This window comes from Amycolatopsis sp. NPDC102522 (assembly GCF_055584485.1).
Window position 1 is genome coordinate 1 of record NZ_JBVJLY010000028.1, and the last position, 23,179, is coordinate 23,179.

Genomic DNA, 23,179 nt, shown 5'->3' on the forward strand with positions numbered 1-23,179 from the left:
TGTGTCGTCCACTCGGTCATACGGCACCACCGGCTCGGGTCCAGGTGGTCGTGAGTGGCAAGTGGGGTTAGAACGACACTTGCCACTCACGACCACCTCGCCAGCCGGATGCCCCGACAGCTTCACGCCCCGCTTCCCAGCCACCGCAACGTCTCCAGCGCCACAGCCACATCCACCGCGTTCTCCTCCAACGGCCGCGGAAGCAGCTCGTCGGCTCGCGCCAGCCGCCGCACGACGGTGTTCCGATGGGTGTAGAGCCGTTCCGCGGTCCGCGTCGTGTTGCCCAGTTCATGCACGTAGGTCCGGACGGTCTCCCGCGTTTCGATGTCGGCGTGCCGGAGTTCGCCGAGCGTGTCGGTGACGAACTCGCTCGCCTGCGCCGGGTCGCCGGTGAGCAGGACGAGTAGCTGGATGTCCTGGTACCGCGCGATCTGCCGCGGTGACGTGAGCCGGGCGAGCATCCGCTGGGTGGCGGCGGCGTCCAGGTGGCTGCTGCGGAAGCCGTCGATCCCGCTGCCGGGCCGTCCCAGCGCGACCCGGACGTCGGGGTGCGGCGCGAGGTCCTCGGCGAGCCGGTCCGCCCGGGGCGGGGTCCGGCCGGGCAGCCAGACCCACAGGGCGGCGGCGCTGGCGACGACGGTCAGCCGGTGCGAGGCGTCGCTGGCCCGCATGAGCGTCTCCGCGGCGGCTTCGAGCTGCCGGGACGACGGCGTGGCCGAGCCGCTCCAGACGATCGCGGCCGTATGCGGACCGGCGAGCGGGTAGCCCAGCTGGGCTTCGGCCCGCGAACGGCTGATGGGCGCGCCCTCCAGCAGCAGCGTGACCGTGGCCCGCCGTTCGGCGTGCGCGCCACGCGTCAGTTCGATGCGTTCGGCGGCCATCCGTTCGGACACCGCGGCGACGGTGTCCTCGATGAACGTGGTGATCGACAGCGACGAGACGTCCAGCAGTTCGCGGAGCAGGACCGGATCCGACGTGAGGTCGAAGCAGATCTGGATCCACCGGCGCCAGGCCACCCCCTGCGCCCGCCGGTAGGCGTCGAGCCCGCCGGAATCGAAGCCGCGGCGGACCATGTCGCGGGCGCCTTCGAGCACCTCCTGGTTCAGGTTCGCGGTGACCCGTTTGCCCGGATGCTGCACGTTGGCGGCGGCCCAGTGCAGCAGGTTCGCCAGATTCGCGCGTTTGGTCCCCTCGGTGAGCACGGGGTCCTCGGCGACCGCGCGCATGCTGTCCCCGCCGAGCGAGGCCTCGTGCAGCTCCTCGATCCATTCGGCGCGAGGATGCAGGACGATCTCCGCGCCTCGCCGGAACAGATCACGCGCCTCGGCGGACAGGGACGGCCATGGAGATGCGGCACTTTGCACCATGGGTCCATGATGATGGTGCAGATAGTGCTAGCGCAATTCCCCGGTGGACCCGCATCGTGGGGGGAACCGAGACGAGGCTGGAGTACCGCATGACGACGAGCACACCCGTCGAGCACCTCGACGTGGTCATCATCGGTGCCGGGATTTCCGGGATCGGGGCCGCGCGTTACCTGAAGACCGAGAACCCGGGCAAGACGTTCGCCATCCTGGAGGCCCGCGGCACGTCCGGCGGCACCTGGGACCTGTTCCGGTACCCCGGCATCCGGTCGGACTCCGATCTCCACACCTTCGGCTACGAGTTCAAGCCGTGGCGGGACAAGCAGTCCATCGCCGACGCGCCCCGGATCCTGTCGTACCTGCGTGAGACGGTCACCGAGAACGGCCTCGAGTCCAGCATCCGCTACCACCGCAAGCTGCTCTCGGCCGCCTGGTCGAGTGACGAGTCCCGCTGGCTGCTCGAGATCGAGCGCACCGACACCGGCGAGCGCACCCGGCTGAGCGCGGGCTGGCTGTTCAACGCGGGCGGCTACTACCGCTACGACGAGGGCTTCACCCCGCGCTTCGAGGGCCGCGACCGGTTCACCGGCACGATCGTGCACCCACAGCACTGGCCGGAGGACCTCGACTACGCGGGCAAGCGCGTCGTCGTGATCGGCAGCGGCGCCACCGCGGTCACCCTGGTCCCGGCGATGGCGGGGAAGGCGGCGCACGTGACGATGCTGCAGCGCACCCCGACCTACGTCATGCCGGTGCCGCGTGAGGACAAGATCGCCAACGGCCTGCGCAAGATCCTCGGCGACGAGCGGGCGTACGCGCTCACCCGCCGCAAGAACATCCGCAAGGGGCTCGCGGTCTGGCAGTTCTGCCAGAAGTTCCCGAAGACCGCCCGCGGGCTCATCCGCTACGTCAACAAGAAGCAGCTTCCCAAGGACTATCCGATCGACGAGCACTTCAACCCGCCGTACGACCCGTGGGACCAGCGGCTGTGCGCCGTGCCCGGCGGCGACCTGTTCGCCGCCATCCGCAAGGGGCAGGCCGACGTCGTCACCGACAAGATCGCGACGTTCACCGAAAAGGGTGTCCTGCTCGAATCCGGGCGCGAGCTGGAGGCGGACATCGTCATCACCGCCACCGGCCTGAACCTCCAGGTGTTCGGCGGGGCGAAGCTCAGCGTCGACGGCAAGCCGGTGATCCTGCCGGAAACCGTCGCGTACAAGGGAATGATGCTTTCGGACGTGCCGAACGCCGCGTTCGCGATCGGCTACACGAACTCGTCGTGGACGCTCAAGATCGGCCTGCTGTGCGAGCACTTCTGCCGTCTGCTGGCGCATATGGACAAACACGGCTACGACGTCTGCCGTCCCGTCCTCGCCGACCCGGACATGCCGACGCGGCCGTTCCTGGACTTCGCCGCCGGGTACGTGCAGCGTGCCCTCGACCAGCTTCCGCGCCAGGGTGACCGGCTGCCGTGGCTGACGTCGATGAGCTACCACGCGGACATCAAGCTGCTGCGCGCGGACGACATCACCGATCCCGAACTGCACTTCTCCCGCGCGAAGGTCCGGGAAGCGGTGAGCTCGTGACAGACAGCTTCGCCGACCTGCCCGGCGGCCCGCGGATCTGCTACCGCGAAGAAGGGCCCGCCGACGGCATGCCGCTCGTGCTGATCGCCGGGCTCGGCCTGGATCTCACGTCGTGGCCGCGGCCGATGATCGAGGGGTTCACCGGCCGCGGCTTCCGGGTCGTCACCTTCGACAACCGCGACGCGGGCCGCTCGGACCGCATCAAGGCGCCGAATCCCGGCAAGGTCCGGCAACTGCTGGCCCGGCCGCTGCCGGGGGCGTACGACCTGGGGGACATGGCGGCGGACACCGTCGGCCTCCTGGATCACCTGGGCATCGAGCAGGCGCATCTGGTCGGCATGTCGATGGGCGGCATGATCGCCCAGACCGTCGCCGCCCGAAACCCCGGCCGCGTCCTGTCGCTGACGTCGATCTTCTCCACCACCGGGCATCGCAAGGTCGGGCAGCCGGCGCGGTCTACGTTGCTGCGCATGGCGAGGCGGCCCGCCCGGACGGCCGAGGAGTCGGTGGTCGGGCATCTGGCGATGATGGGTCATCTCGGTTCGGCGAAGTTCCCGCTGGACAAGGACATCGAGACGGCCTGGGCCACCGAGCTGTGGGAACGGGCGGGCGGAAGGCGGGCCCGCAGCGGCATCGCCCGCCAGATCGGCGCGATCCAGGCCAGCGGCGACCGCACCGCCGAACTCGGCCGCGTCACCTGCCCGACGATCGTGGTCCACGGCGACACCGACCGCATGGTCCACCACAGCGGCGGCCGGGCGACCGCGGAAGCCGTCAAGGGCGCCCGCTACGTCGAAATCCCCGAGATGGGCCACCACATCGCCCCGGACCTCGTCGGCAGGCTCGTCGAGCTCACCGCCGAACTGGCCCTCGACCCGGCAGGAGAATCCCGATGAGCAGCGTTCGCGGCAAGGTCGCCGTCGTCACCGGCGCCGGTTCCGGCATCGGCCGTCAGCTGGCCCTCGAACTCGCGCGGCGCGGAGCGCGCCTCGCGGTGTCCGATGTGGACGAAACCGGCCTGGCCGAGACCGTCGCCGAGGTCAAAGCCCTCGGCGCGGAAGTGCAGGGCGCCGCGCTGGACGTCAGCGACCGGGCGGCCGTCCAGGAGTACGCGACTACGGTCGCCGGGCAATTCGGTGTGGTGCACCAGATCTACAACAACGCGGGGATCGCCGGCGGCGGGCAGACCGTCCTCGACGCCGATTGGGAGCTCTACGACCGCACGCTCGCGGTCAATCTCTTCGGAGTCATCAACGGCACCAAGGCTTTCCTGCCGCATCTGATCGACTCCGGCGACGGCCAAGTCGTCAACGTCTCCAGCCTCAACGGTTTCATGGCCCAGCCGACGCTCAGCGCCTACTGCGCCAGCAAGTTCGGCGTCCGCGGGTTCACCGAGGCACTGCGCACCGAGATGATCGCGGGCAGGCATCCGGTGCGGGTGACGGTCGTCCATCCGGGCGGGGTCAAGACCGGTATCGCCTCGGCGGCATTGAAGGAAGCCGAAGCCCGCGGCATCGAGCCCACCGCCGAACAGCGGGAACGTGTCCGGGTGTACAACGAAAAGCTGCTGAAGATGCCCGCCGACCAGGCCGCCCGCATCATCGTCGACGGGGTGGAAGCCGGGAAGCCGCGCGTGCTCGTCGGGAACGACGCGAAACTGGTCGACAGGCTCGTCCGGCTGCTCCCGCGTCTGTACCCGAAGCTGATCGTCGACTTCGAACGGCGGCGCCTCGCCCGCTAGCTCAGGCGAACCGTTCCCACGCTGACCCAGCACGCAGGTCGTCGTCGACAGCGCCCGCGACCAGGGATTCAACGTTGTCGGCCGAACGCTCGCAGAAGGAGCAGCGGTTCACGACGGATCCTCTCGTCGGGCAGCTCCTGACAAGGCGGCCGCGATCAGGCGTCGACGCTCCGGTGCCCGAACAAACCGAGCAGCCACGTGTAGCGAACGGCTTCGCGCGCCTGGCCGTAGGCGTCCTCGGTGCCGATCCAGATGGCCTGCGTGATCAGTTCGATCGTGGCGGCCACGACCGTCCGCGCGGTGAACGGCGGCGGTGGCGGCAATGTGGGATCGGTGGCACGCAGCCATTTCGCCGTCCGGTCGAAGACGGCTTCCCCTGCGCGCAAGGTGTTCTCCCGCGCTTCGAGCCCCGCGTCGCCGAGCGCGTAGATCTCCAGCAGGACGGCGCGGACGGCGACAGGGCGCCGGTGCACGTAGTCGACGAGGAAGTCGCAGCAGGCGGCGACGGCGTCCAGCGGTGTCGCGGCCCCGGCGCCCGCGGCGACGCCGTGGGTGATGAACTCGGTGGTGACCTCGCGATAGGCGGCGAGGAACGCGTCCTGTTTGCCGGTGAACTGTTCGTAGAACGAGGTCCGTGACACGCCCGCGGTGGCGGTGATGTGGCCGACGGTGGTGGCGACGTAGCCGCGCTTGCCGGCGTTCTCCAGTACGGCGTCGATCAGCCGGGCCCGCTGGGTCTCGGCGACCTCGTCGCGGCTGAGGTTGTGCGGCCCCTTCGGCAGCCTGCGGTGCTCGGTCACGTGCGGCACCGTACCGGTCCAGAACGCCGTGAAGGCCCCCTTCCCTGGTTTCAAAGTAGGGAAGGAGGCCTTCACGGACCATCGCGGTCAGCTGACCGGCACCTCCGGGGCAAGGGAGTTGCCGGGCGCGATCTTGCCGCAGGTGGACGGCGCGGTCTTGCCCGCGAACCGGTCGTTGAGCCAGCCGATGGCCTGCGGCGCCCAGGCGACAGCCGCCCCGACGTGGCTCAACGCGTTGTACTGGTCGTACTTGATCGACTTGTTGCCCGTGTCGCAGTACTGCCGCGCGAGCGAGCGCACGTCACCGGCGACCATCACGCCGTCACCGGTCCCGATCCCCGGTGGGTTGCCGAAAGTACCTTCCAGGACACCGTTGTTGCCCTGTGCGATGTATCCGGGCACGGTGGGAGTCGCGGCGGAGCCGAGGTTGATCTTGTTCACGGCCTCGACGTACGGCAGCACCTTGTTCGGGTTGATGTACTCGGGCTTGACGAACTTCTCCCACGTCAGCCCGGGATAGCGGCCGAGCGCGTCGACGATCGACGCCTTTTCCATGTCCTTGAGCACCTGAAGGCCGTAAGAATTCGCGTACGGCTTGAGATCGATGCCGAAGGATCGCGAGACCCCGATGAGCGCCATCGGAATGACGCCGGTCCACGCGACACTGCCGTTGACATACTTGAGATTGTGCGACGGCTTGACGAGCAGTCCGCCTTCGGCGAACCCGACGAGGTTCTTGTTGACTTCGGGGGCGTAATCCGGCGCGAGCGCGGCGGCCCAGCCGGTCGCGATGGCACCACCCGAATAGCCGATGAGACCGAACCGGGTCTTGTCGTTCATTCCCGTTCCCGGCGACCGTGTCGCGGCACGGATCGAATCCAGGGTGTTCGTCCCGTATTCCGGACCGGCGGCGAAGTTCGCCTTCTGGCCCTCGGTGTCGGGAATGACGACGTTGTAGCCCAGCAACAGCGCGGGCGCGATGAACAACGCCTCCGCGTTGGCGATCAGGCCGCCGAGCGAGAGGTCGCCGGCGATCGCCCTCGACGGGCCGTGCTCAGGATCGAGCGAGTCGTAGAACGATTGGTACGAAACGGCTTTGGTGCTGTCGCCGGTGAGGCTGCGCACCACCGAAGTGACGTTGGCGGACGGCTTCCCTTGTGCGTCGGTGCTCCGGTAGAGCAACTGGGTCACCTTGAGCGGCGTGGAAATGCCGATGATGTGGTAATTCAGCGTCCGGGTCTTCAAGACGGTTCCGGGGCTGTACGACGACAGCGGTTCGCTGCCGCTGTAGCTGTAGAACGAATCGGTCGCAGGAGCGGCGGAGGCGGCGGGCGCGGCGGCGAAAGTGACGACGAGAGCGATCGCGACGGCCAGCAGACGAGCGGGCTTTCGGGTCATGACTCCCCTTTGAATCATGAAGTGGATCACACGTTTGGATGTTCGGAACCTACCAGCCGGTAACCGATGGTGTACAGGGTCGTACATCATTTATTGTCGCGAATTCGACAATATTTCCTCCCGTGGTGTTCCGGTTTGGACGGAGCACGGCTCCGGCAGGGTGCGGGTTGTGATCCAGCACAAAAACGGCAGCGCGATCAGCGGGATCAAGGCCGTCCGCAAGGACGTGTGGTCGGCGACCGTGCCGATGAGGGGACTCGCGAGGCCGCCGATGCTGACCGTCAGGCCGAGAGTCACGCCGCTGGCGGTGCCGACCCGGGTGGGCAGGTAGTCCTGGGAGAGCGTGATCTGCAGGGAGAACGGGATGTACAGGCCCACCGCGGCCAGCAGGACGAACGGGAAGAACATCGGACCCGGCACGAACACGACCCCGGCGACCGCGCCGATGGTGGCTAGATACGACCAGCGGACCACGGTGACCCGGTCCCGGCGCCCGGCCAGTCTGCTGCCCAGCAGCGTGCCCGCCGCGCCGCCGAGGTAGAGCAGGAACAGTGCGGCGGTGCCTGTCGTCGTGCCGCCGCCGACCCGCTGCCGGGCGTAGAGCGAGATGAACGTGCTCAGCCCGACGAACACGATCGAGCGGAAGACGACGGCCAGCGACAGCCTCGCGAACGACCTCCAGTCGTCGACGCCGGCGACGTCCGCGGAGGAGTCACTGGTGCGGGCCGTCTTGGCGAGTGCGCGCAGTACCGGCAAGCAGAGCACGGAGCCGGCCAGCGCGGGCACGACGAGCAGTGGCGACATCCTGAGCCCGCCGACGGCCATGACCGCGGCGACGAGCACGGGGGCGGCGGCGAACCCGATGTTCCCACCGAGGGAGAACCAGCCCATGGTCGTATGCCTGCCGCCGCCGGCGATTCTCGCGACCCGGGCGGCCTCGGGGTGATAGGCGGCCACCCCGATTCCCGACACGGCGACGAAAGCGAGCGTCAGCGCGTAGGAGTCGACGAGTCCGCCGAGGCCGATGCCGAGTCCGCCGAGGACCGTGGCCGAGGGCAGCAGCCACGGCATCGCCCATCGGTCGGTCAGCGCGCCGAACAACGGCTGCGCCACCGACGACAGCAGCGACGCGGCGAGCACGATGCCCGACACCGCCGCGTACCCGTAGGCGCGCTCGGCGGCGAAGAACGGCACCAGCGCGGCCACCGAACCCTGGTACACATCCACACACGCGTGCCCAGCCGACAGTAGGACGATCGCTTTGTTCTTCGACACCCCGCCATGCTTGTCGTGGGCCGCCGTGTCGCGCTTCCGATAAAATGACAAACAATGACGGAAATCCGCCACTTGCCCGAAGCGCCGACACAGGTCCGCTCCCTGACCTCCGGCACGATGATCGACGCGCACCGCCACGACGACCACCAGGTCGTCTACGCCGCCCGCGGCGTCCTGGCCATCACCACCGACAAGGGCTCCTGGGTCGCGCCCGCCACCAGGGCCATCTGGGTACCCGCGGGGACCGTGCACGCCCATCAGGCGCACGGCGACCTCGAACTGCGCCTGGTCGGCCTGCCCGCCACGGTGAACCCGTTGCGGCTGAACGAACCGAGCGTGCTGGCCGTCGGCCCGCTCCTGCGTGAGCTGATCCGCGCCTACACCGATCCGCCGCACGACGACATCCCGGAACGCCGGCGACTGCGCGCTGTCCTGCTCGATCAGCTTCGCGCCTCGCCGCAGCAACCCCTCCACCTGCCGACGCCGGACGATCCCCGGCTTCGTGCGCTGTGCGAAATCCTGAGCACCGACCCGGCCGACAACCGGACACTGGCTGAACTCGGCGCACGGGTCGGGGCGAGCGATCGCACCCTGGCCCGGCTCTTCAAGGCCGACCTCGGCATGACGTTCCCGCAATGGCGCACTCAGCTGCGGCTCTACCGCGCCTTGGCCCTCCTGGCCGAGAACACCCCGGTGACCGCGGTGGCGCACGCCTGCGGCTGGTCGTCCACCAGCGCGTTCATCGACGTCTTCCGCCGCGCTTTCGGGCACACCCCGGGCACGCACTTCGCCCAGACCTCGTGAGTGGCAGGGACGGTTCTAACCGTCGTTACCACTCACGAGGCCCAGCACCTGCTCGCCGGGCGGGGGTCGGGGTAGTCGTGAGCGGCAAGTGGGGTTGTTGAGAGGTAGGGCAAAGGTGTCACTCAGGGTGAGTGGTGTGTGGAAATAGGGACGCTCGATGTCCCTATTTCCACACACCCCCAACCCGGCCGTCGTGACCGGCGTCGCGCAGAGTCACGTGTGCCTTTGGCCCGCCTCGCCGGCTACCGGTGAACGCGAAGCGGGGCCGGTCCACAATGGACCGGCCCCGCTTCGCGTTCGATTCTTTCTTACGCCTCGCTACGGCGACGACGGACCAGCAGCACCATCAGCACACCCGCGCCGAGGAGCGCGCCGCCGATGACCAGCGGCATGGTCGCGGACGCACCGGTGTTGGCCAGCTCGTTGCCGCCACCCGACTCGGCGCCACCGGGCGTGGTGGGGGCCGGGGTCTCGCTGGCGGGCGCGCCGCCCTGCTTCCAGCTCGCGGTCGCGTTCGCGACGACCGAGGTCTTCTCGGAGTCCGCGACGATCAGCGACTGGGCGGGGACCTTGGCGTAGTTCTCGCCCACGAACAGGCGGCCGGTGTCGAGGTGGCCGCTCACCTTCAGCGAGAACGAGCCCTCGCCGTCCTTGGTGTCCTTGGGAACGTCGACGAAGACCTTGGTGCCGTCCTTGATGGCGGAGGCCTTGATCTCCTTGCCGTCGGCGTCGACGACCTTGACGCCCTCGGGCAGCTTGCTGGTCAGCTCGGTGATGTCACCGGTGGTGGCCACGCTGAACGGGCCGATCTTGCTGCCGGTCGCGCCAGAGGCCTTGGCCGGGCCGATGTCGAGGGTCGGCTTCGGCTGCTGGCTGATGCCGACGTTCTCTTTGCCGGTGAGGTAGTCGTAGAGGGCGAGGACGTCGGCCGAGGCCGCGGCGTTCCCGTCCATCAGCGGCTTCTCGCGGTCGAAGTCCTTGCCGTCGCTGAAGTGCCAGACGGCCGCCTGTGTCGCGGTGACGGCCTCACCGACGGACAGGCCCTCGTTGAGCTTGACCCCGCTCTTGCCGAGCGTGCCTTCGATGGCCTTCACGCCGATCGCCGGGTAGCCGTGGTGCAGCACCCAGTTGATCTTCGCGTTGTTCTTGTTGAACGGCGAGTCCGCGTCCGGGTACTTGTTCCACGGGCGCTCGATCATGTCCTGGTCGGTGCGCATGTTGACTTCGATCTGGACGCAGTACATCTTGAGTTTGCTGCCGTCGGAGAGCTTCAGCTCGAACAGCTCCGGGACGTAGTGCTTGGGGTCCCCGAAGTTGACGCTGTAGCCCCTCTCGCCGGCCTTGTCGACGACCCGGCCCCGCGCCGCGCCGTCCTCGGCGAGTGCGGCCGGAGCGGCCATCGTCAGTGCGACGGCCGCGGTGGCGACCGCGATCCCGCCGCGAACCAGAACTGACCTGCCGTGCATGTGTCTCCCATCCGAATACGGACCACGAATCCCAGTGCCGCGTGCGACCACAGGCCCCGACCGCAACGGCTCGCCCGGACGGGGGATAACTAATCCCATCGAGCGAGAGCGGAGCATACAGAAGTCAGACATGTGGCTACTCCGGGGTATGGCTCATGTCCGAATTGCCCCGAAAGAAGAGTGAACGCCAAGAGAATGATCTTGGGCGGGTAGATGACCTTGCGTGACGTGGTCCGATGGCGATCCTCGTCTCGCAGCGGCGGGGTCGGTCCGGGGTGGCAGGCGAGTGCTCTGGGGGAAGAATCCTCGAAAGGGAATCTTCGGCATGTCCCGGAGTGGATTTCCCGTCGATTCGGGTAGTGTCTCCATTCGCTGTTTTTGTCACCGCATTATCGCGCCTGTTGATTTCAGGCTATTTGCGTGCGCGGAAGCGCGAATAGCGCCGGGTGTCGGAGATCACAGTATGTGGCGACGGGGTTCGCGCCTCCTGCTTTCAGGGGTGTCGCAGACTTGCGTCTTGGTTCTTTCGGGTGGATGTTTCCGGCTCGCTGGGGGAGATCCCGCTCGGCGAGGTAGACAGGGAGGTTCGAGGATTTGTCGGGAGTTCTCGGATGAGGCTTGACAGTGTGACGCGACACGAATCTGTGTACGGGTATTGCGCGAACAAAAGAATATTGCAGTGCGGGGGAGGCACGGGCATGCGTTTTTCGGCGCGTAACCTGCGATTCTGTTCATCGTGGAATTCTGTGATCGGTGACGGGAAATCGCGGCGGCGCAATTCGGATCCGGATCGTCTCCGGTCGGGGTGCCGTCATGGGAGATGACATCGGCACGGTGTCGTCGGCACCTGTCGTCACGTCACCCTCCGGCACTCCTGTTCCCCGGCAGCTGCCTCCGGTGCCGGCGCATTTCACCAGCAGGATCGCTGAGCTCGAAGCGCTCGACTCGGCCGCCGTCGGCCAGGAGGGCGACTCGGTCGACCAGCTGCCCGCGGTGACCGTCGTGGTCGGTCCCGGCGGAGTGGGCAAGACCGCGCTCGCCGTCACTTGGTCGGTCCGGAACGCCGGGCGTTTCCCGTCGGGGCAGCTGTACACCGATCTGCGCGGGTTCTCCCCGGAGACGGCTGTTCCACCCGAGGAGGCGCTTGGAGCGTTCTTGCGCGCGCTCGGCGTCCCTCCGGAGCGGGTACCGGTCGAGCTGGCCGAGCAGGCGGCCCTGTTCCGGACCACCACGGCGGGAATGCGCTTGCTGCTGGTGGTGGACAACGCGATCTCGGCCGCCCAGGTCCGGCCGCTGATCCCTGCCTCGGCTGGATGCGTCGTAGTGGTCACCAGCAGGTTGAGACTGGACGGTCTGCACGCGGAGGGCGCGCGCTTCGTCGACATGGCGCCCCTGCCGCAGGAGCACGCCGTCGAGCTGCTGACTCGATCGGTGGGGAAGTCGAGAGTGGCCGACGAACTGTCCGATGTCATGACACTGGCGTTCTTGTGCGGCCGGCTGCCGATCGCGCTCCGGGTGGCGGGCGCGCGCCTGGCGTCCCGGCCGAAGTGGCCGGTGTCCAGGATGGTGGCCGAGCTCCGCGACGAGCGACTGCGTTTGACGAGGTTGTCGCCGGTGGGGGAGGCGTCGTTGACGGCCACCTTCGACTCGTCGTATGCGGCGCTGCCGTCGCACGCGGCCCGGCTTTACCGGCTGGTCAGTGAACACCCGGGGCTGACGGTCGAGGTGGGAGCGGCGGCCGCGGCCGCCCGGGTTTCCGACGACGAGGCCGCGGACGGGCTTCAAGTGCTGGCGGATGCGAGTCTCCTCGAGGAGATCGGCGAGGGTGGCTACCGCTTTCACGATCTGGTGCGGCTACACGCGCGGGCGTTGCCCGACGACGAGCGTTTCGAAGTCGTCCCGCGGATCGCGGAGTGGTATCTGCACCGGATGACGCGGGCGAATCTGGTGGTGATCCCGATGCGATGGCGGATCAGCACCGTGCGCGCCCGGTACGAGGATTCGCCGTCGTTGTTCGCCACGGGTGTCGAAGCCCTTGGCTGGCTGGACGAACGGTTGCCGGACATCATCGAGCTGCTCGACGAGACGTACGCGCTGCGGCACGACGAGCTGGCCTGGCAACTGTGCGAAGCACTCTGGGAGCTCTTTCTCCATCGCAAGCACTATCAGCTTTGGCTCCGGACGCATGAAGTCGGCATCGCCGCGGCACATCGGTGTGCCGACGCGATCGCCGAAGCGCGGTTACGCTGCCAGCTGGCCCGCGCCTATCTGGATCTCGGCCGGTTCGAAGCCGCCGAAGGCGAATGCTTGAAGGCCGCGGAGCTGGCGAAAGGAGCCGGAAGCCGCCACAACGAATCCGTGGCTTTGGACCAGCTGGGAATGGCGGCGCAAGGCCGCGGCGACTTCAAGCGGGCGGTCGAGTTCTTCAGCGAAAGCCTCGTGATCGAAGGGGAACTGGGGATCGACCGCGGCGTCGCCCAGCGGCACCGCCGGATCGGCGAGGCCTTGCTGCAGGCCGGCCGGACCACCGACGCCGCCCGGCACCTGCGCCTCGCGCAAGAGATGTTCAAGGAGGTCGGCGATGTCAAGGACGAGGCCAAGGTCGCCCTGTCGCTGGCGCGGATCGACGCATGGGCCGGCGAGATCACCGCGGCGAAACGTGAGCTCGACCGCGCCGCCGCGGTGCTCGACGAGTCAGGTTCGGCCGTTTACCAAGCCGATGTGTTGTTGGCCTACGCCGAGGTCGCTGAGCTCGAGGGCGATTTCACCGCCGCTCGCGGCCATCTGACCAAGGCACTGGATCTGTGCCGCCCGATCGGTGGGCTGCGGGTGGAGCAAGCCGGCACTCGGCTGGCCGCCTTGGACGCCCGGCGTGATCGCCCGCAACAGCCGGAGTCGGCGGCGGGCGAGCAACCATAAGTAGGCACCCGCACCTGCCAGCTCCGCGGACTCGCACGGGATGACGGCCACGTCTCCTACGCGGTCGCCGACAAGGCAGAGCCCGGGGGAACACGCGACGGCGACGATCGTGAGACCGGGTAGCCGGTCGAAGTCCCTCGCGATCACGGATCGGGCGGCCGCGATCAGGTGTGGTCCGGAGTGGACGAGCACGTCGGCGAGGGAAGCGCGGGTTCCGTCATCCGCTCTCGACAGCAGGAACGAGCCTCCTCCGGCGTTGATGCGGTAGCTCCCGGTGTGAGGTGAACAAGTGACGAGCAGTCGCGCTCCCGAGGTCAGCACGGCAGCACCTCCGCCATCGGCACCGGGGACACCGGGATCGCCCGGGCGGGTTCGCTCAAGCCGAGGAGCCGGTACATCTCGGCCCGCAAGATCGTTCCGGCGCGACCCGGCCGGGACGAAAGCAACGCACGGACCCGCTCGGCCACGCCGGCGGACTCCGCCTCGCGCAGCTGGGGGAGAAGAGGACTGTCAGGTGTCCACCGCGGCGCGTGTTCGGCGATGACCGCGCTGGGTGTACCGGGCAGCAACGGCTCGGTGCCGTCCACGGCCAAGAGCACCGGCTTCCCGATGCCGGCCGCGTAGCCGGTCACGGAGCCGTAATCGCCGATGACGTGGTCGGCGGCGATCAAGGCCGCCCGCCAGCTTCCTTCCGGCCGCAGGAGGGTGAGCCCGGATCGCAGACAGTCGGCCAGCCACGTGCGAACCTGCCAAAGGCTGTGGTGCGACCAGATCTGGGGGTGCAGCACCCCGAGCACCCGGAAGTGCTCGGGCGGGAGTTCGCGGAGAACTCGTTCGAACAGGTCGTGATGACGTCCGAAGGCCGAGCGATCGGACCAGGTCGAGGTGACCACCACGAGCCGCCGGTCGTCGGGGACACCGAGGACTCGCCGGTAGTGATCGCGAAAGGGAAGGCTGGCGGTGAGCCGGTCCAGGGCGATGTCACCAGCGACGATGGCTGCGGGAACCGCACGAGGGCAGGTCTCGGCGAGGACGTCTAGCTCGCGGTCGTGGACGAGCACGATCGAGTCCGCACGGACTCGTCCTTCGCGCATCAGCTGGCTCGCCTCGAGCCCGATCTGAGGTCTCCAGTCGCGGCCGGCGCCCGGGGGCCGCCACGGCCGGTACTGGCCGAACCCGCCGCCGTGCGGGATCAGCAACACCGGCCCCGCGACTTCGTCGATGCCACGTTGGCTGGCGGCGAGGATGAGGTCGTACTCGCCGCGCCGTGCCTGTGCCCAGGGCAGGACGACCCCGCCTTGGGCCTCCACGAAGTCGTGAGTGGCACGCCAGGACTCCCACTCCGGTACGGCGAAGATCAGCTGGACACGGTGATCGGCCTCGAAGAGCGGGAGCAGATCGAGAAGCCGGTTTCCCGCGACGATGTGCGGGATCATCACCAGTACGGATTTGACGCCCTTGCGTGTCGCCCAGTGTTGATCGGGACTTCCCACCGGACTACGGACCCACGATGACTCGGTCATGACATTTCCCCTCGCTCGAACTCCGGTATCCGCAGTCAGCATGGGAGTGAGCGTGGAGAAAACGGCTTCGGCCGGTGGTCAGTTCATTGACAGATGATCAACGGTGATCGCCATAGTTTGACAATTATGTCGATGACCTGGCCTTACGCGCCGACAAGTGGAAAAATCATCCGGCGGGACAGGGGTGGCGAACCCGGGTTCGCCATGGGGAAGGGGCGCACTCGTGGAAATCGCTTTCGGAATTCTCGGGCAGACGGCCATGCTAATGCACGGGAACGTGGATGTGAACTGGGCCGGCCCTCGGCCGAGACAGGTGCTGACAGCGTTGCTGACCGCGCCGAACCGCCGGATGCCGCTGGACGTCATAGTGGACTGGGTGTGGGAGGAGCACGAGGGGGAACCACAGAACGCCCACTCCACGCTTCACCAGAACGCGACCAAGCTGCGCCAGGCGTTCCACGAAAAATCCGTGCCCGCAAACGTGAGTGTGGGCAAAGGCAGCTGCCTTCTGGAAGTCGAACCGGGACTGATCGATCACTTCGGTTTTCAGGCCATGATGGACAAGGCTCGTCGATTTCGTGAACTCGGTCAGCACGACCGCGCGCTGATCGAAGCGCTGTCGGCCATCCGGTTGTGCCGGGACGACGCCCTGGCCGATCTTCGGACCGAGCGTGCCGACGGATGGCGCACCCGATGGGCCCGTAGCGAGTGGATTCCGGCCAACGCGTTCGTTGTGGCGGAACAATTGGCAACCGGTCAAGCCGATGTCGCGGTGCGGAAACTGGCGGAACTCGAACAGGCTCATCCGATTGAGCTGAGCTTCGCGAAATTGAGAATTCGCGCGCTGGCCGAGGCCGATCAGCCCGCCGAAGCCGCCGACTTCTTTCGGGCGACGTATGCCCGTTACCGTGAGGCGGGAGAGACAAGAGCGGCGGAAGAACTGCGGGCTGTCAACAACGAGGTACTCATCCGGCCGGATCGGGTGATTCCGCGGCGTAAACCGGTCAAGTCCGATTCCGCTGAGCAAACCGAGCACGTGATACGGCATTTGCCGTCCGACGTCGACGATGTCGAGGGAAGGGTCGACCTGATCGCGCTGCTCGACGCCTACACGACCGATTCTGCGGGCGCGCCCAGACGTGCCGCGGTGGTGGTGAACGGTGGGCCCGGAGTCGGGAAGACGACCTTGGCGGCCAAGTGGGCCCATCGCGCCGAGCGACGCTATCGGCACGGCGCGGTCATGCTGGACCTTCGCGGTGACAGTCAGGCCGCGCGGGCGGACGCGGGCGAGATAGTCGACACGCTCTTGTCGTTGCTGGACTTTCCGGTCGACCAAGTGGTCAACCCGATCGCACGCGCCGCGAAACTGTCCGCGCTGCTCGCCCGGCGTTCGATGCTCGTGATCCTCGACAACGTGCGCAGTTCCGATCAGGTCGCACCGCTGCTGGGTGTGCTGTCGTCTTGCACGGTGGTGATCGTTTCCCGATGGCGGCTGAAGTCCTTGTCGGCGAAACTGACCCCGCCGGTGATCAAAGTCGACCCTCTCGGCGATGGGTATTCCGCGTCTCTGCTGACCCGGCGGATCGGTCGCCGCGCGCGAGACGACGCGGAGGGGGTCGAAGAGCTGGTACGGCTGTGCCGTGGCAACCCGTTGGCGCTGACCCTGGTGGCGGAGCGCGCAGCCTCCCGGGCGGGTACGCGGATGCGGACCTTGGCGAGCCAATTGCGTGACGCCGAGCTGCTGCTGAGCATCGGCGAAGAAGGAGACTGGCCGAGTACGAGCCTGAGGTCCGCCTTCGCTCTTTCCTATCAGGACCTTGAGCACGCCGAGCGGCGCGTGTTCGCGCTGATCGGCCTGCATCCGAGCACCGAGATGACCAGTGAGGTCATCGCCGCGGCGGACGGGCGTCCGGTGTCCGAGGTGCGACGCTCACTCGACATACTTGTCGCCGCGCATCTGATCGAACACCCCGCGGACCTCGACAGGTATCGCGTACACGATCTTCTGCACCTGTATGCCGCGTCTTTGGCCGCTCAGCTGTCCGATGTGGACCTTGCGCGGCGGAGGATGTTCGAGTTCTACCTGCGTATGGTCATCGACGCCTACCGGTTGCAGGTCCCGCACAAGAAACTGCTGAACATGCCCCCAATGGTAGTGACGACGCCGACGCCCGGGTTTGGCTCCGTCTCCGAAGCGCGACAATGGGTACTGCGGGAAAGAACCACGATCATGGCGGTTATCGCGACGTCGGAGGGGGTTCTGAACGGAATTTCGTGTGTGCTTCCCGCTATGACAACGGAATTCTTTATGCTGCAGGGAAGATTTCCCGACGCGGTCGAAGGGTTGACCATCGCCGTCCGGGTCGCGACGGCGCAAGGTGACGTGGGTTCGCTGGCTTCGTGTCTGAACGATCTGGCGGTCGTGCACATGCTCATCGGTGCTGACGACGCGGCCGAACGGTGCCTGCTGCGCGCGCTCGAACTGGTCGACGCCCACGGGATCGCGGTCGGCAGCGCGACGGTCAGGCTGAATCTGGCCCGTGTGCATCTCCATGCCGGCCGCGCGGCCGAAGCGGTCGAGAGGTACCGGAAGGTGCTGCCGTCCGTTCGTGAACTGGGTGATTCGATGTTGTGTGCCATCGCGGAACGCCGGTTCGCGGACGCGCTGGTCGAAATGGGCGGCCATGACGAGGAGGCGCTCGGTCTGTATCGGGAGGCCTCGCGGCGCTGGCGCGAGGCCGGTGATGTCACCGAGTTGAGGCGGGTACACGTCACACTCGGCGCGTTGCTGGTCCGGCTCGGCAGGTTGGACGAAGCGTCGGTGGAATGTGCTGCCGGGGCCGCGTTGGTCGAGGAGAGTCAAGATCTCCCGACGTTCATGAAGCTCAATACGGTGCTCGCGCAACTACGGCATGCGGAAGGCGACGACGGGGCGGCGTTGCGGCACGCGAATCGGGCGGTCGTGTTGGCGAACCGGTCGCGGCACGCGACCGGACAGGCGCGGGCCTTGTCCGTCCTGGCGAGGGTCGTCTGCGATCACGGCAACCCCGATGAAGCGCGGAAGCTGTGGCGGGACGCCGCGGAGTTGTATCGCGGGCGGGCGAGAATCGCCAAGGCTGACGCGATCGAGGCCTTGCTGGCCGAACTCGACGCGAACGGCCCGCTTGTCCCGATGGCTCGTGAAGGTGAGGGGGACACCGTGGCGATGCCCTCACCGCATCTTCGGATCCTCCGTGAAGGCCGCGTCTAAGCGAAGCCGCTGTACCGGCGAGTAATCACCTAAAGGAGTGATCTCGCGTTTGAGTTTTCTACTCAAAGGTGTTTTTGGGACTGGCGTACATGATTTAATGGCGAATATTTCTCGCCCTCAAGGCCCTTCTTGGCCTACTTGTCAGTAGGCCAAGAAGTGTGGCTCTTGCGGCGCTGGTGATCCGGTCTTTCGTGGCCGGGATTGCGGGCATCTGACATTGAGAACTTGCGCCCGCGCAGAGTGAAGCAGCACGTCAAACCATCGTGTACCGTGTCGCTGGCCAATATTCACGGTGGTGTGGTGGGGCCGCTTTTCGTTCTCCCGGGGGTATGAGTAATCTGACTCCGTCGCTCCACAAGGGGACCCCCAGTCAGTGCCTGATGAATCTCCGAGGAAACTCTTCGTGAGCTTAAAGATTCTAGCTTGTCCGGCTGAGCCCGGCATGTATCGAGCCGTAAGAAAGGAGCTAGCCGGAGTGAGTCCATGTATTTGGATCGTGTACGCGGTGCGACGATGAACGTGGCGGGCCGCGAGTAGGTCCCGGTCCCCGGGCGTGACGATGTCCGCTCGGGGACCGGCCCCGAATAGTCGGGCGGGGCGTGGCTACTGCCGCCCTCGCGGGCGAAAGACGACGCCTTCGGCGAGCAGGATCCGGCGGGTCTGGTTGTAGCTCATGCCATGGATGTCAGCCAGCTGCCGGATGCTCCGGCCCGAGAAGTAGGCGTTGACGAGTCCCGGCGGGGTGGGCGGCAGCTGGATCTTCGGCGGCCGAAGGGTGACGCCGGCGTCCAGCAGCGTGGTCCGCACCTTCCGGTAGCTCAACCCGAAGTGCGCGGCCAGGCTTTCGATCGTCTCGCCGCCGTTGTAGCGGCGAACGAGTTCGCCGCTCGGCGATCTGGCGCCGCCAGTGTCGGTATGTTCCCCGGCGCCGCCATCGTCTTCGGTCATCGGATCATCGCCGCCCCGAACAGCCGATCGATCGTCTTCCGACATGAGGACCCTGCTGGGCCGGGTTTCAGCCCGATCTTCCAGTCAAGGGCATCGAGGTTCGGACTCAAACCGCCGACCGAGTACTTCACCCGACTGCGGTGGCCTTCATCGATGTGGGGCCGACGGCTCGCGGTGTGCATGGTCTCCATTCCGTGGTTGCTTCGAGGCATCGCGATAGCTCGAAGGTGGCGACTTTCGGCGGAAAGAAACCGACAAAAAGCTCGCGTATGGAGGTACCGCCGCTGCTCCGCCCGCTGTTGAATTGGACCAGACCATTCAACGGTGATTGGAGTCCACATGACGCGACGGCACCTCCGCCGGGGGTTGTCCCTGGTGGCCGGGCTCGCCTTGGCTGGCGCGCTGCTCCCGGCCGCGAGCAGCGCGGAACCCCAGGAGGCGCGGGGCGTTCCGCTCGGCGAGCTGACCGCCACGGCGACCCAGGTCGCGTCCGGGCTGGTGAACCCGACCGCGATCACCGCGCTCAACGACGGGAGCGGCCGGATCCTCGTCGTCGAGAAGAGAGGCGTCGTCCGGGCCTACCATCCGAAGACCGGGCTCGCCGCCAAACCGGTGCTGGACATCAGCGACAAGGTGAACGGCGCGGACGTCGAACGCGGGCTGCTCGGGCTGGCGATCGCCAAGGACAAGCGGGTCTACGTCGCCTACACCCGCAAGGCCGACAGCGCGGTGACACTCTCGCGGGTCCGGCTGGACACCGGCGAGCTCACCGAACTCATCACCCAGCCGCATTCCGAGTTCCCCAACCACAACGGCGGCCAGCTGGCGTTCGGCCCGGACGGGTACCTGTACTGGGGGATCGGCGACGGTGGCGGCGGGGGCGATCCGCTGGCCAGCGGGCAGCGGCTGGACACGCTGCTGGGCAAGATCCTGCGCGTCGACGTCAACCGCGCGTGCCGTCCGCTGCGGTACTGCGTCCCGGCGGGTAACCCGTTCGTGGGCGTCGCGGGTGCGCGGGCGGAGATCTGGTCGTACGGGCTGCGCAACCCGTGGCGGTTCTCCTTCGACCCGGTCGACGGTTCGCTGTGGATCGGCGACGTCGGCCAGGGCCGGTTCGAGGAGGTCGACCATCTCGCCAAGGGCAAGGGCGGCGCGAACTTCGGCTGGTCCTGCAAGGAGGGTCCGGTCGTGTTCGACCAGACGCGTTGCAAGGACGGCGTGACCTATACCGAGCCGGTCTTCCACTACATCTCCGGCGCGGAGGGTTGCGCGGTGATCGGCGGGAACGTCTACCGCGGCAAGAAGTACGCGTCGCTGATGGGCGGGACCTACCTCGCCACCGACTTCTGCCAGGGAACGGCCTGGGCCGTCCGCAAGAAGACCGACGGCACCTACGAAAGCGCCCGGATCGGCGAGTTCCCGCTCGACGCCACCACGTTCGGCACCGACCAGAACGGCGAGCTGTACCTGGCCGACGAGCGGCCCGGCGGACTGCATCGGATCTCGTTCGCACACAAGGGCTGACAAAGCTCCTCGGCCGCGTCCGCCCGGCGCGGCCGAGGGCTCACTCCCCGCGCGGCAGCCGGACTTCGACCGTCCAGCCGCCACCCGGAGCGGGGCCCGCCTGTGCCGAACCGCCCAGCGCGGCGGCCCGTTCCCGCATCCCGACCAGCCCCATCCCGCCGCCGGTGTCCGGCGCCGGACGCTGTTCGGCGGGTCCGTTCGTGACGACGAGCGCGACGGTTTCCGGGGAGAACGCGAGTTTCACCGCGCGCCCGGTGCCGGGGGCGTGTTTGGCCGCGTTCGTCAGCGCTTCCTGCGCCGCGCGGACGAGGGTGTGCGCGACGCTGCCACCGAGCGGACCCGCAGCGCCTTCGACCTCGAACGCCACCGCCTCGTTCGCGCACAGCGCGGCCAGGGTTTCCTCCAGCGGCAAAGCGTCTTCGCGCAGCTCGTGCACTGCCTGCCGCATCCGCCCGATGCCGTCCACCGCCAGCGACCGGGCACGGCGCACGGCGTCGCCGGCTTCCGCGTCCCTGCCTTTCGTGCCGAGCGCGTCGGCCATGTCGAGCTGCAGGGCGATCCCGGTCAGCGAATGACCGAGGACGTCGTGCAGTTCCCGTGCGATCCGCGTCCGCTCCAGCAGCGCGGCCTCCCGTGACTCGGACGCGGCGGCGCGGCGGGCTTCGACGGCGGCGCGTTCGGCGTTGAAGAGCGCGTCCCGCCGGTCGCGGCGCGCGATGCCGAGCAAGACCGGCAGGCCCACCGAAAGCGCGAGCCACCACGGCCACTCGTCCGCGTCCGGGGTCACCGCGCCGACCACCGCGACCGCCACCGCACAGCAGACGGCGTCGAGGACGGCGACCCGGACAGCCAGGGAACGGGAGGCGAGTTTGATCCCGGCGACCGCGGCGGCGAGATAGGCGAACATCGGTGCGAAGGTGTTCGGGGCCAGCGGCAGGAGCACGGCCGCGGACACGGCATATCCGCTCGAGAGCAGGAGCTGTGTCCGCCGCGGGATCCGGTCCCACGGGAAGAACGAGGCCGCCGCGAGGAGCGCGACGAGCACGAAGAGTGCCGTGGCCAGAGGCCGGGCATGGACCTCCTGGGTGAAGATCCCGACCCCGGTCGCGACGATCGCCGCCGTGATCAGGGCGGGCCGGAACAGCCGGTCGGCGAGCCGTTCGAGACGGAGCACCGTCGCGTTTCCGGTCATCGGGGCTCCTTGGGTGGAGAGGGTTCTCCACCCGAAGATACGGCCGTCGCCGCACGACGGCCCGCGTCCACCGCCATAACGTCGGAGTGTCTTCAAAACCTGCCCGAGGGGGAAACGATGAGCACTCCTGTCCAGATCGTCCTGATCATCGCCGCGGTCGGCTATGTCCTCATCCGCCGGCTGGCCGGGGATGTGGCCGAGGCCAAGCGGATGCTGTTGCTGCCCGCGATCCTGTCCGTGATCGGGCTGTCCAATGTGGACGAGAGTGTGCAGTCCGCGACCGCGGTGGCGTTCCTGGTGGGCACCCTCGCGGTGAGTGTCCTGTTCGGAGTCCTGCGGGGCGCGAGCATCCGGATCTACCAGCAGGACGGCGTCGCGCACATGCGCTACACCTGGCTCACGATCGCGTTGTGGGCCCTGAACGTGGCCGCCAAGGTCGGCGCGAACCTGCTGCTGGGCCTGCTCACCGGAGTCGCCTCCGGCGGGAACAGTGTCATGCTGACCATCGGCGTCGGGATGCTCGTCGAGGGAGTCGTGGTGCTCGCCAGGGCGGTGCGCACCGACAGCCGTATCGTCTGGAAGAAAGGCGAGGACGGCAAGGCGCACACCACCTCGCCGTTCCTCGACGATCTGCAGGCCAAGATGACCCGCCGATGACCGGAGGCACCAGGTGACCGTCTCGCTAGTGGTCGTCGATGATCAGGCGTCCGTGCGGGAAGCCCTCGCGGTGATGCTCGACATCGCCGACGGCATCACCGTCGTGGCGACAGCGACCAACGGCGAAGAGGCCGTCGCCGCGGTCTCGCGGCACACACCGGACGTCGTGCTGATGGACCTCCACATGCCCGTGCTGAACGGCGTCGAGGCGACCGGCCGGATCAAGGCCGCGACGCCGGAGGTCCAGGTCGTGGTGCTGACCAGCCTCGACGACGACGAGTCGATCCTCGCCGCGCTCGAAGCCGGCGCGAGCGGCTACCTGACGAAGGAAGCCGACAGGGCGAAGATCGAGCAGGCCGTGCGCACCGCCGCCGACGGCCAGGTCGTCCTCGCCCCGGAGGTCCAGCGGCGGCTCCTCACCCTCGCGTCGCGCCGCTCTCGGGCGGTGGAAGAGGGAGACCGGTTCGGGTTCACCTCGCGGGAGAAGGAGATCCTCGGGCTGATCGGCGAAGGACTGCGGAACCCGGACATCGCCGCGCGGCTGGTGATCAGCGAGGCCACCGTCAAGACCCACATCAACAACCTGTTCGCGAAGGCGGGCTTCCATTCCCGCGTCGAGGCCGTCCGGTACGCACTGAGCACCCCGGCTCCCGCGCCCTACCGTTTCACCTGATCGCGTTTCATCAAGTTTTCATCATCCCTCCCTAGCGTGAGGTCGTCTGATGAATTCGG

17 protein-coding genes are annotated in these 23,179 nt (G+C 67.7%); 9 read left to right on the plus strand and 8 right to left on the minus strand.

Features of this window, described 5'->3' with window-relative positions:
- Window positions 1–122: 122 nt before the first annotated feature.
- The gene (locus tag ACZ6YV_RS38895) at window positions 123–1,367 is read right to left on the minus strand and encodes a PucR family transcriptional regulator (protein WP_465514400.1); all 1,245 of its coding nucleotides are present in this window, start codon (window positions 1,365–1,367) and stop codon (window positions 123–125) included.
- Between the two features lie 89 nt (window positions 1,368–1,456).
- Here ACZ6YV_RS38895 and ACZ6YV_RS38900 point away from each other — a divergent pair, with 89 nt between their 5' ends.
- From ACZ6YV_RS38900 to ACZ6YV_RS38910, 3 genes are read left to right on the plus strand one after another with little or no spacing between them, the layout of a single operon-like run.
- A complete protein-coding gene (locus tag ACZ6YV_RS38900) occupies window positions 1,457–2,950 on the plus strand; it encodes a flavin-containing monooxygenase (RefSeq protein WP_465514401.1) in 1,494 nt (497 codons plus the stop codon).
- Window positions 2,947–3,846: an alpha/beta fold hydrolase gene (locus tag ACZ6YV_RS38905; protein WP_465514402.1), complete on the plus strand. Its 900-nt coding sequence runs from the start codon at window positions 2,947–2,949 to the stop codon at window positions 3,844–3,846. Before ACZ6YV_RS38900 ends, ACZ6YV_RS38905 begins: the two co-directional genes overlap by 4 nt.
- On the plus strand, window positions 3,843–4,691 hold the full coding sequence (locus ACZ6YV_RS38910; protein WP_465514403.1) for an SDR family NAD(P)-dependent oxidoreductase: 849 nt from the start codon (window positions 3,843–3,845) through the stop codon (window positions 4,689–4,691). The genes ACZ6YV_RS38905 and ACZ6YV_RS38910 overlap by 4 nt, the downstream gene beginning before the upstream one ends.
- 155 nt (window positions 4,692–4,846) lie before the next feature.
- On the opposite strand, the gene ACZ6YV_RS38915 is transcribed toward ACZ6YV_RS38910, so the two are convergent.
- The 3 genes from ACZ6YV_RS38915 to ACZ6YV_RS38925 all read right to left on the minus strand — a co-directional run bounded on the left by ACZ6YV_RS38915 (window position 4,847) and on the right by ACZ6YV_RS38925 (window position 8,164).
- Window positions 4,847–5,491: a TetR/AcrR family transcriptional regulator gene (locus ACZ6YV_RS38915; protein ID WP_465514404.1), complete on the minus strand. Its 645-nt coding sequence runs from the start codon at window positions 5,489–5,491 to the stop codon at window positions 4,847–4,849.
- An 87-nt stretch (window positions 5,492–5,578) separates the two neighbouring features.
- Entirely contained in the window at window positions 5,579–6,889 is a 1,311-nt protein-coding gene (locus ACZ6YV_RS38920; protein WP_465514405.1) for a lipase family protein, read from the minus strand.
- Window positions 6,890–6,979: 90 nt separating this feature from the next.
- Window positions 6,980–8,164, minus strand: a complete 1,185-nt coding sequence (locus ACZ6YV_RS38925) for an MFS transporter (protein ID WP_465514406.1) — start codon at window positions 8,162–8,164, stop codon at window positions 6,980–6,982.
- 54 nt (window positions 8,165–8,218) lie between these two features.
- Between ACZ6YV_RS38925 and ACZ6YV_RS38930 the strand changes: the two genes are divergently transcribed.
- Window positions 8,219–8,968, plus strand: a complete 750-nt coding sequence (locus ACZ6YV_RS38930; RefSeq protein WP_465514407.1) for an AraC family transcriptional regulator — start codon at window positions 8,219–8,221, stop codon at window positions 8,966–8,968.
- 308 nt (window positions 8,969–9,276) lie between these two features.
- Here ACZ6YV_RS38930 and ACZ6YV_RS38935 read toward each other — a convergent pair whose 3' ends face one another.
- Window positions 9,277–10,434, minus strand: coding sequence for a Cys-Gln thioester bond-forming surface protein (locus tag ACZ6YV_RS38935; protein WP_465514408.1), 1,158 nt, complete (start codon window positions 10,432–10,434; stop codon window positions 9,277–9,279).
- 813 nt (window positions 10,435–11,247) lie between these two features.
- Between ACZ6YV_RS38935 and ACZ6YV_RS38940 the strand changes: the two genes are divergently transcribed.
- Entirely contained in the window at window positions 11,248–13,353 is a 2,106-nt protein-coding gene (locus ACZ6YV_RS38940) for a tetratricopeptide repeat protein (protein ID WP_465514409.1), read from the plus strand.
- A 314-nt stretch (window positions 13,354–13,667) separates the two neighbouring features.
- Here the strand turns inward: ACZ6YV_RS38940 and ACZ6YV_RS38945 are convergent, their stop codons facing one another.
- Window positions 13,668–14,876 (minus strand): hypothetical protein, encoded by a 1,209-nt coding sequence (locus ACZ6YV_RS38945; protein ID WP_465514410.1) that lies wholly within the window; start codon window positions 14,874–14,876, stop codon window positions 13,668–13,670.
- Between the two features lie 223 nt (window positions 14,877–15,099).
- On the opposite strand from ACZ6YV_RS38945, the gene ACZ6YV_RS38950 reads away from it, so the two are divergent.
- Window positions 15,100–18,126 carry an AfsR/SARP family transcriptional regulator gene (locus ACZ6YV_RS38950; protein ID WP_465514411.1) on the plus strand — a complete coding sequence of 1,009 codons (3,027 nt, stop codon included), beginning with the start codon at window positions 15,100–15,102 and terminating at the stop codon, window positions 18,124–18,126.
- 603 nt (window positions 18,127–18,729) lie between these two features.
- Here the strand turns inward: ACZ6YV_RS38950 and ACZ6YV_RS38955 are convergent.
- Window positions 18,730–19,074, minus strand: a complete 345-nt coding sequence (locus ACZ6YV_RS38955) for a helix-turn-helix domain-containing protein (protein ID WP_465514412.1) — start codon at window positions 19,072–19,074, stop codon at window positions 18,730–18,732.
- Between the two features lie 339 nt (window positions 19,075–19,413).
- On the opposite strand from ACZ6YV_RS38955, the gene ACZ6YV_RS38960 reads away from it, so the two are divergent.
- Window positions 19,414–20,598 carry a PQQ-dependent sugar dehydrogenase gene (locus ACZ6YV_RS38960; RefSeq protein WP_465514413.1) on the plus strand — a complete coding sequence of 395 codons (1,185 nt, stop codon included), beginning with the start codon at window positions 19,414–19,416 and terminating at the stop codon, window positions 20,596–20,598.
- A gap of 40 nt (window positions 20,599–20,638) precedes the next feature.
- Here ACZ6YV_RS38960 and ACZ6YV_RS38965 read toward each other — a convergent pair whose 3' ends face one another.
- Window positions 20,639–21,790 carry a sensor histidine kinase gene (locus tag ACZ6YV_RS38965; RefSeq protein WP_465514414.1) on the minus strand — a complete coding sequence of 384 codons (1,152 nt, stop codon included), beginning with the start codon at window positions 21,788–21,790 and terminating at the stop codon, window positions 20,639–20,641.
- Between the two features lie 117 nt (window positions 21,791–21,907).
- On the opposite strand from ACZ6YV_RS38965, the gene ACZ6YV_RS38970 reads away from it, so the two are divergent.
- Window positions 21,908–22,447, plus strand: coding sequence for a DUF1453 domain-containing protein (locus tag ACZ6YV_RS38970; protein WP_465514415.1), 540 nt, complete (start codon window positions 21,908–21,910; stop codon window positions 22,445–22,447).
- A gap of 13 nt (window positions 22,448–22,460) precedes the next feature.
- Entirely contained in the window at window positions 22,461–23,120 is a 660-nt protein-coding gene (locus ACZ6YV_RS38975) for a response regulator (protein ID WP_465514416.1), read from the plus strand.
- Window positions 23,121–23,179: the final 59 nt, after the last annotated feature.

Excerpts from the sequence above, each read along its gene's own strand:
- ACZ6YV_RS38930 (WP_465514407.1), top strand. The coding sequence starts at position 8,219 with ATGACGGAAATCCGCCACTTGCCCGAAGCGCCGACACAGGTCCGCTCC.
- ACZ6YV_RS38920 (WP_465514405.1), bottom strand. The coding sequence starts at position 6,889 with ATGACCCGAAAGCCCGCTCGTCTGCTGGCCGTCGCGATCGCTCTCGTC.
- ACZ6YV_RS38970 (WP_465514415.1), top strand. The coding sequence starts at position 21,908 with ATGAGCACTCCTGTCCAGATCGTCCTGATCATCGCCGCGGTCGGCTAT.
- ACZ6YV_RS38960 (WP_465514413.1), top strand. The coding sequence starts at position 19,414 with ATGACGCGACGGCACCTCCGCCGGGGGTTGTCCCTGGTGGCCGGGCTC.
- ACZ6YV_RS38900 (WP_465514401.1), top strand. The coding sequence starts at position 1,457 with ATGACGACGAGCACACCCGTCGAGCACCTCGACGTGGTCATCATCGGT.
- ACZ6YV_RS38935 (WP_465514408.1), bottom strand. The coding sequence starts at position 10,434 with ATGCACGGCAGGTCAGTTCTGGTTCGCGGCGGGATCGCGGTCGCCACC.
- ACZ6YV_RS38910 (WP_465514403.1), top strand. The coding sequence starts at position 3,843 with ATGAGCAGCGTTCGCGGCAAGGTCGCCGTCGTCACCGGCGCCGGTTCC.
- ACZ6YV_RS38940 (WP_465514409.1), top strand. The coding sequence starts at position 11,248 with ATGGGAGATGACATCGGCACGGTGTCGTCGGCACCTGTCGTCACGTCA.
- ACZ6YV_RS38895 (WP_465514400.1), bottom strand. The coding sequence starts at position 1,367 with ATGGTGCAAAGTGCCGCATCTCCATGGCCGTCCCTGTCCGCCGAGGCG.
- ACZ6YV_RS38945 (WP_465514410.1), bottom strand. The coding sequence starts at position 14,876 with ATGACCGAGTCATCGTGGGTCCGTAGTCCGGTGGGAAGTCCCGATCAA.
- ACZ6YV_RS38955 (WP_465514412.1), bottom strand. The coding sequence starts at position 19,074 with ATGACCGAAGACGATGGCGGCGCCGGGGAACATACCGACACTGGCGGC.
- ACZ6YV_RS38965 (WP_465514414.1), bottom strand. The coding sequence starts at position 21,790 with ATGACCGGAAACGCGACGGTGCTCCGTCTCGAACGGCTCGCCGACCGG.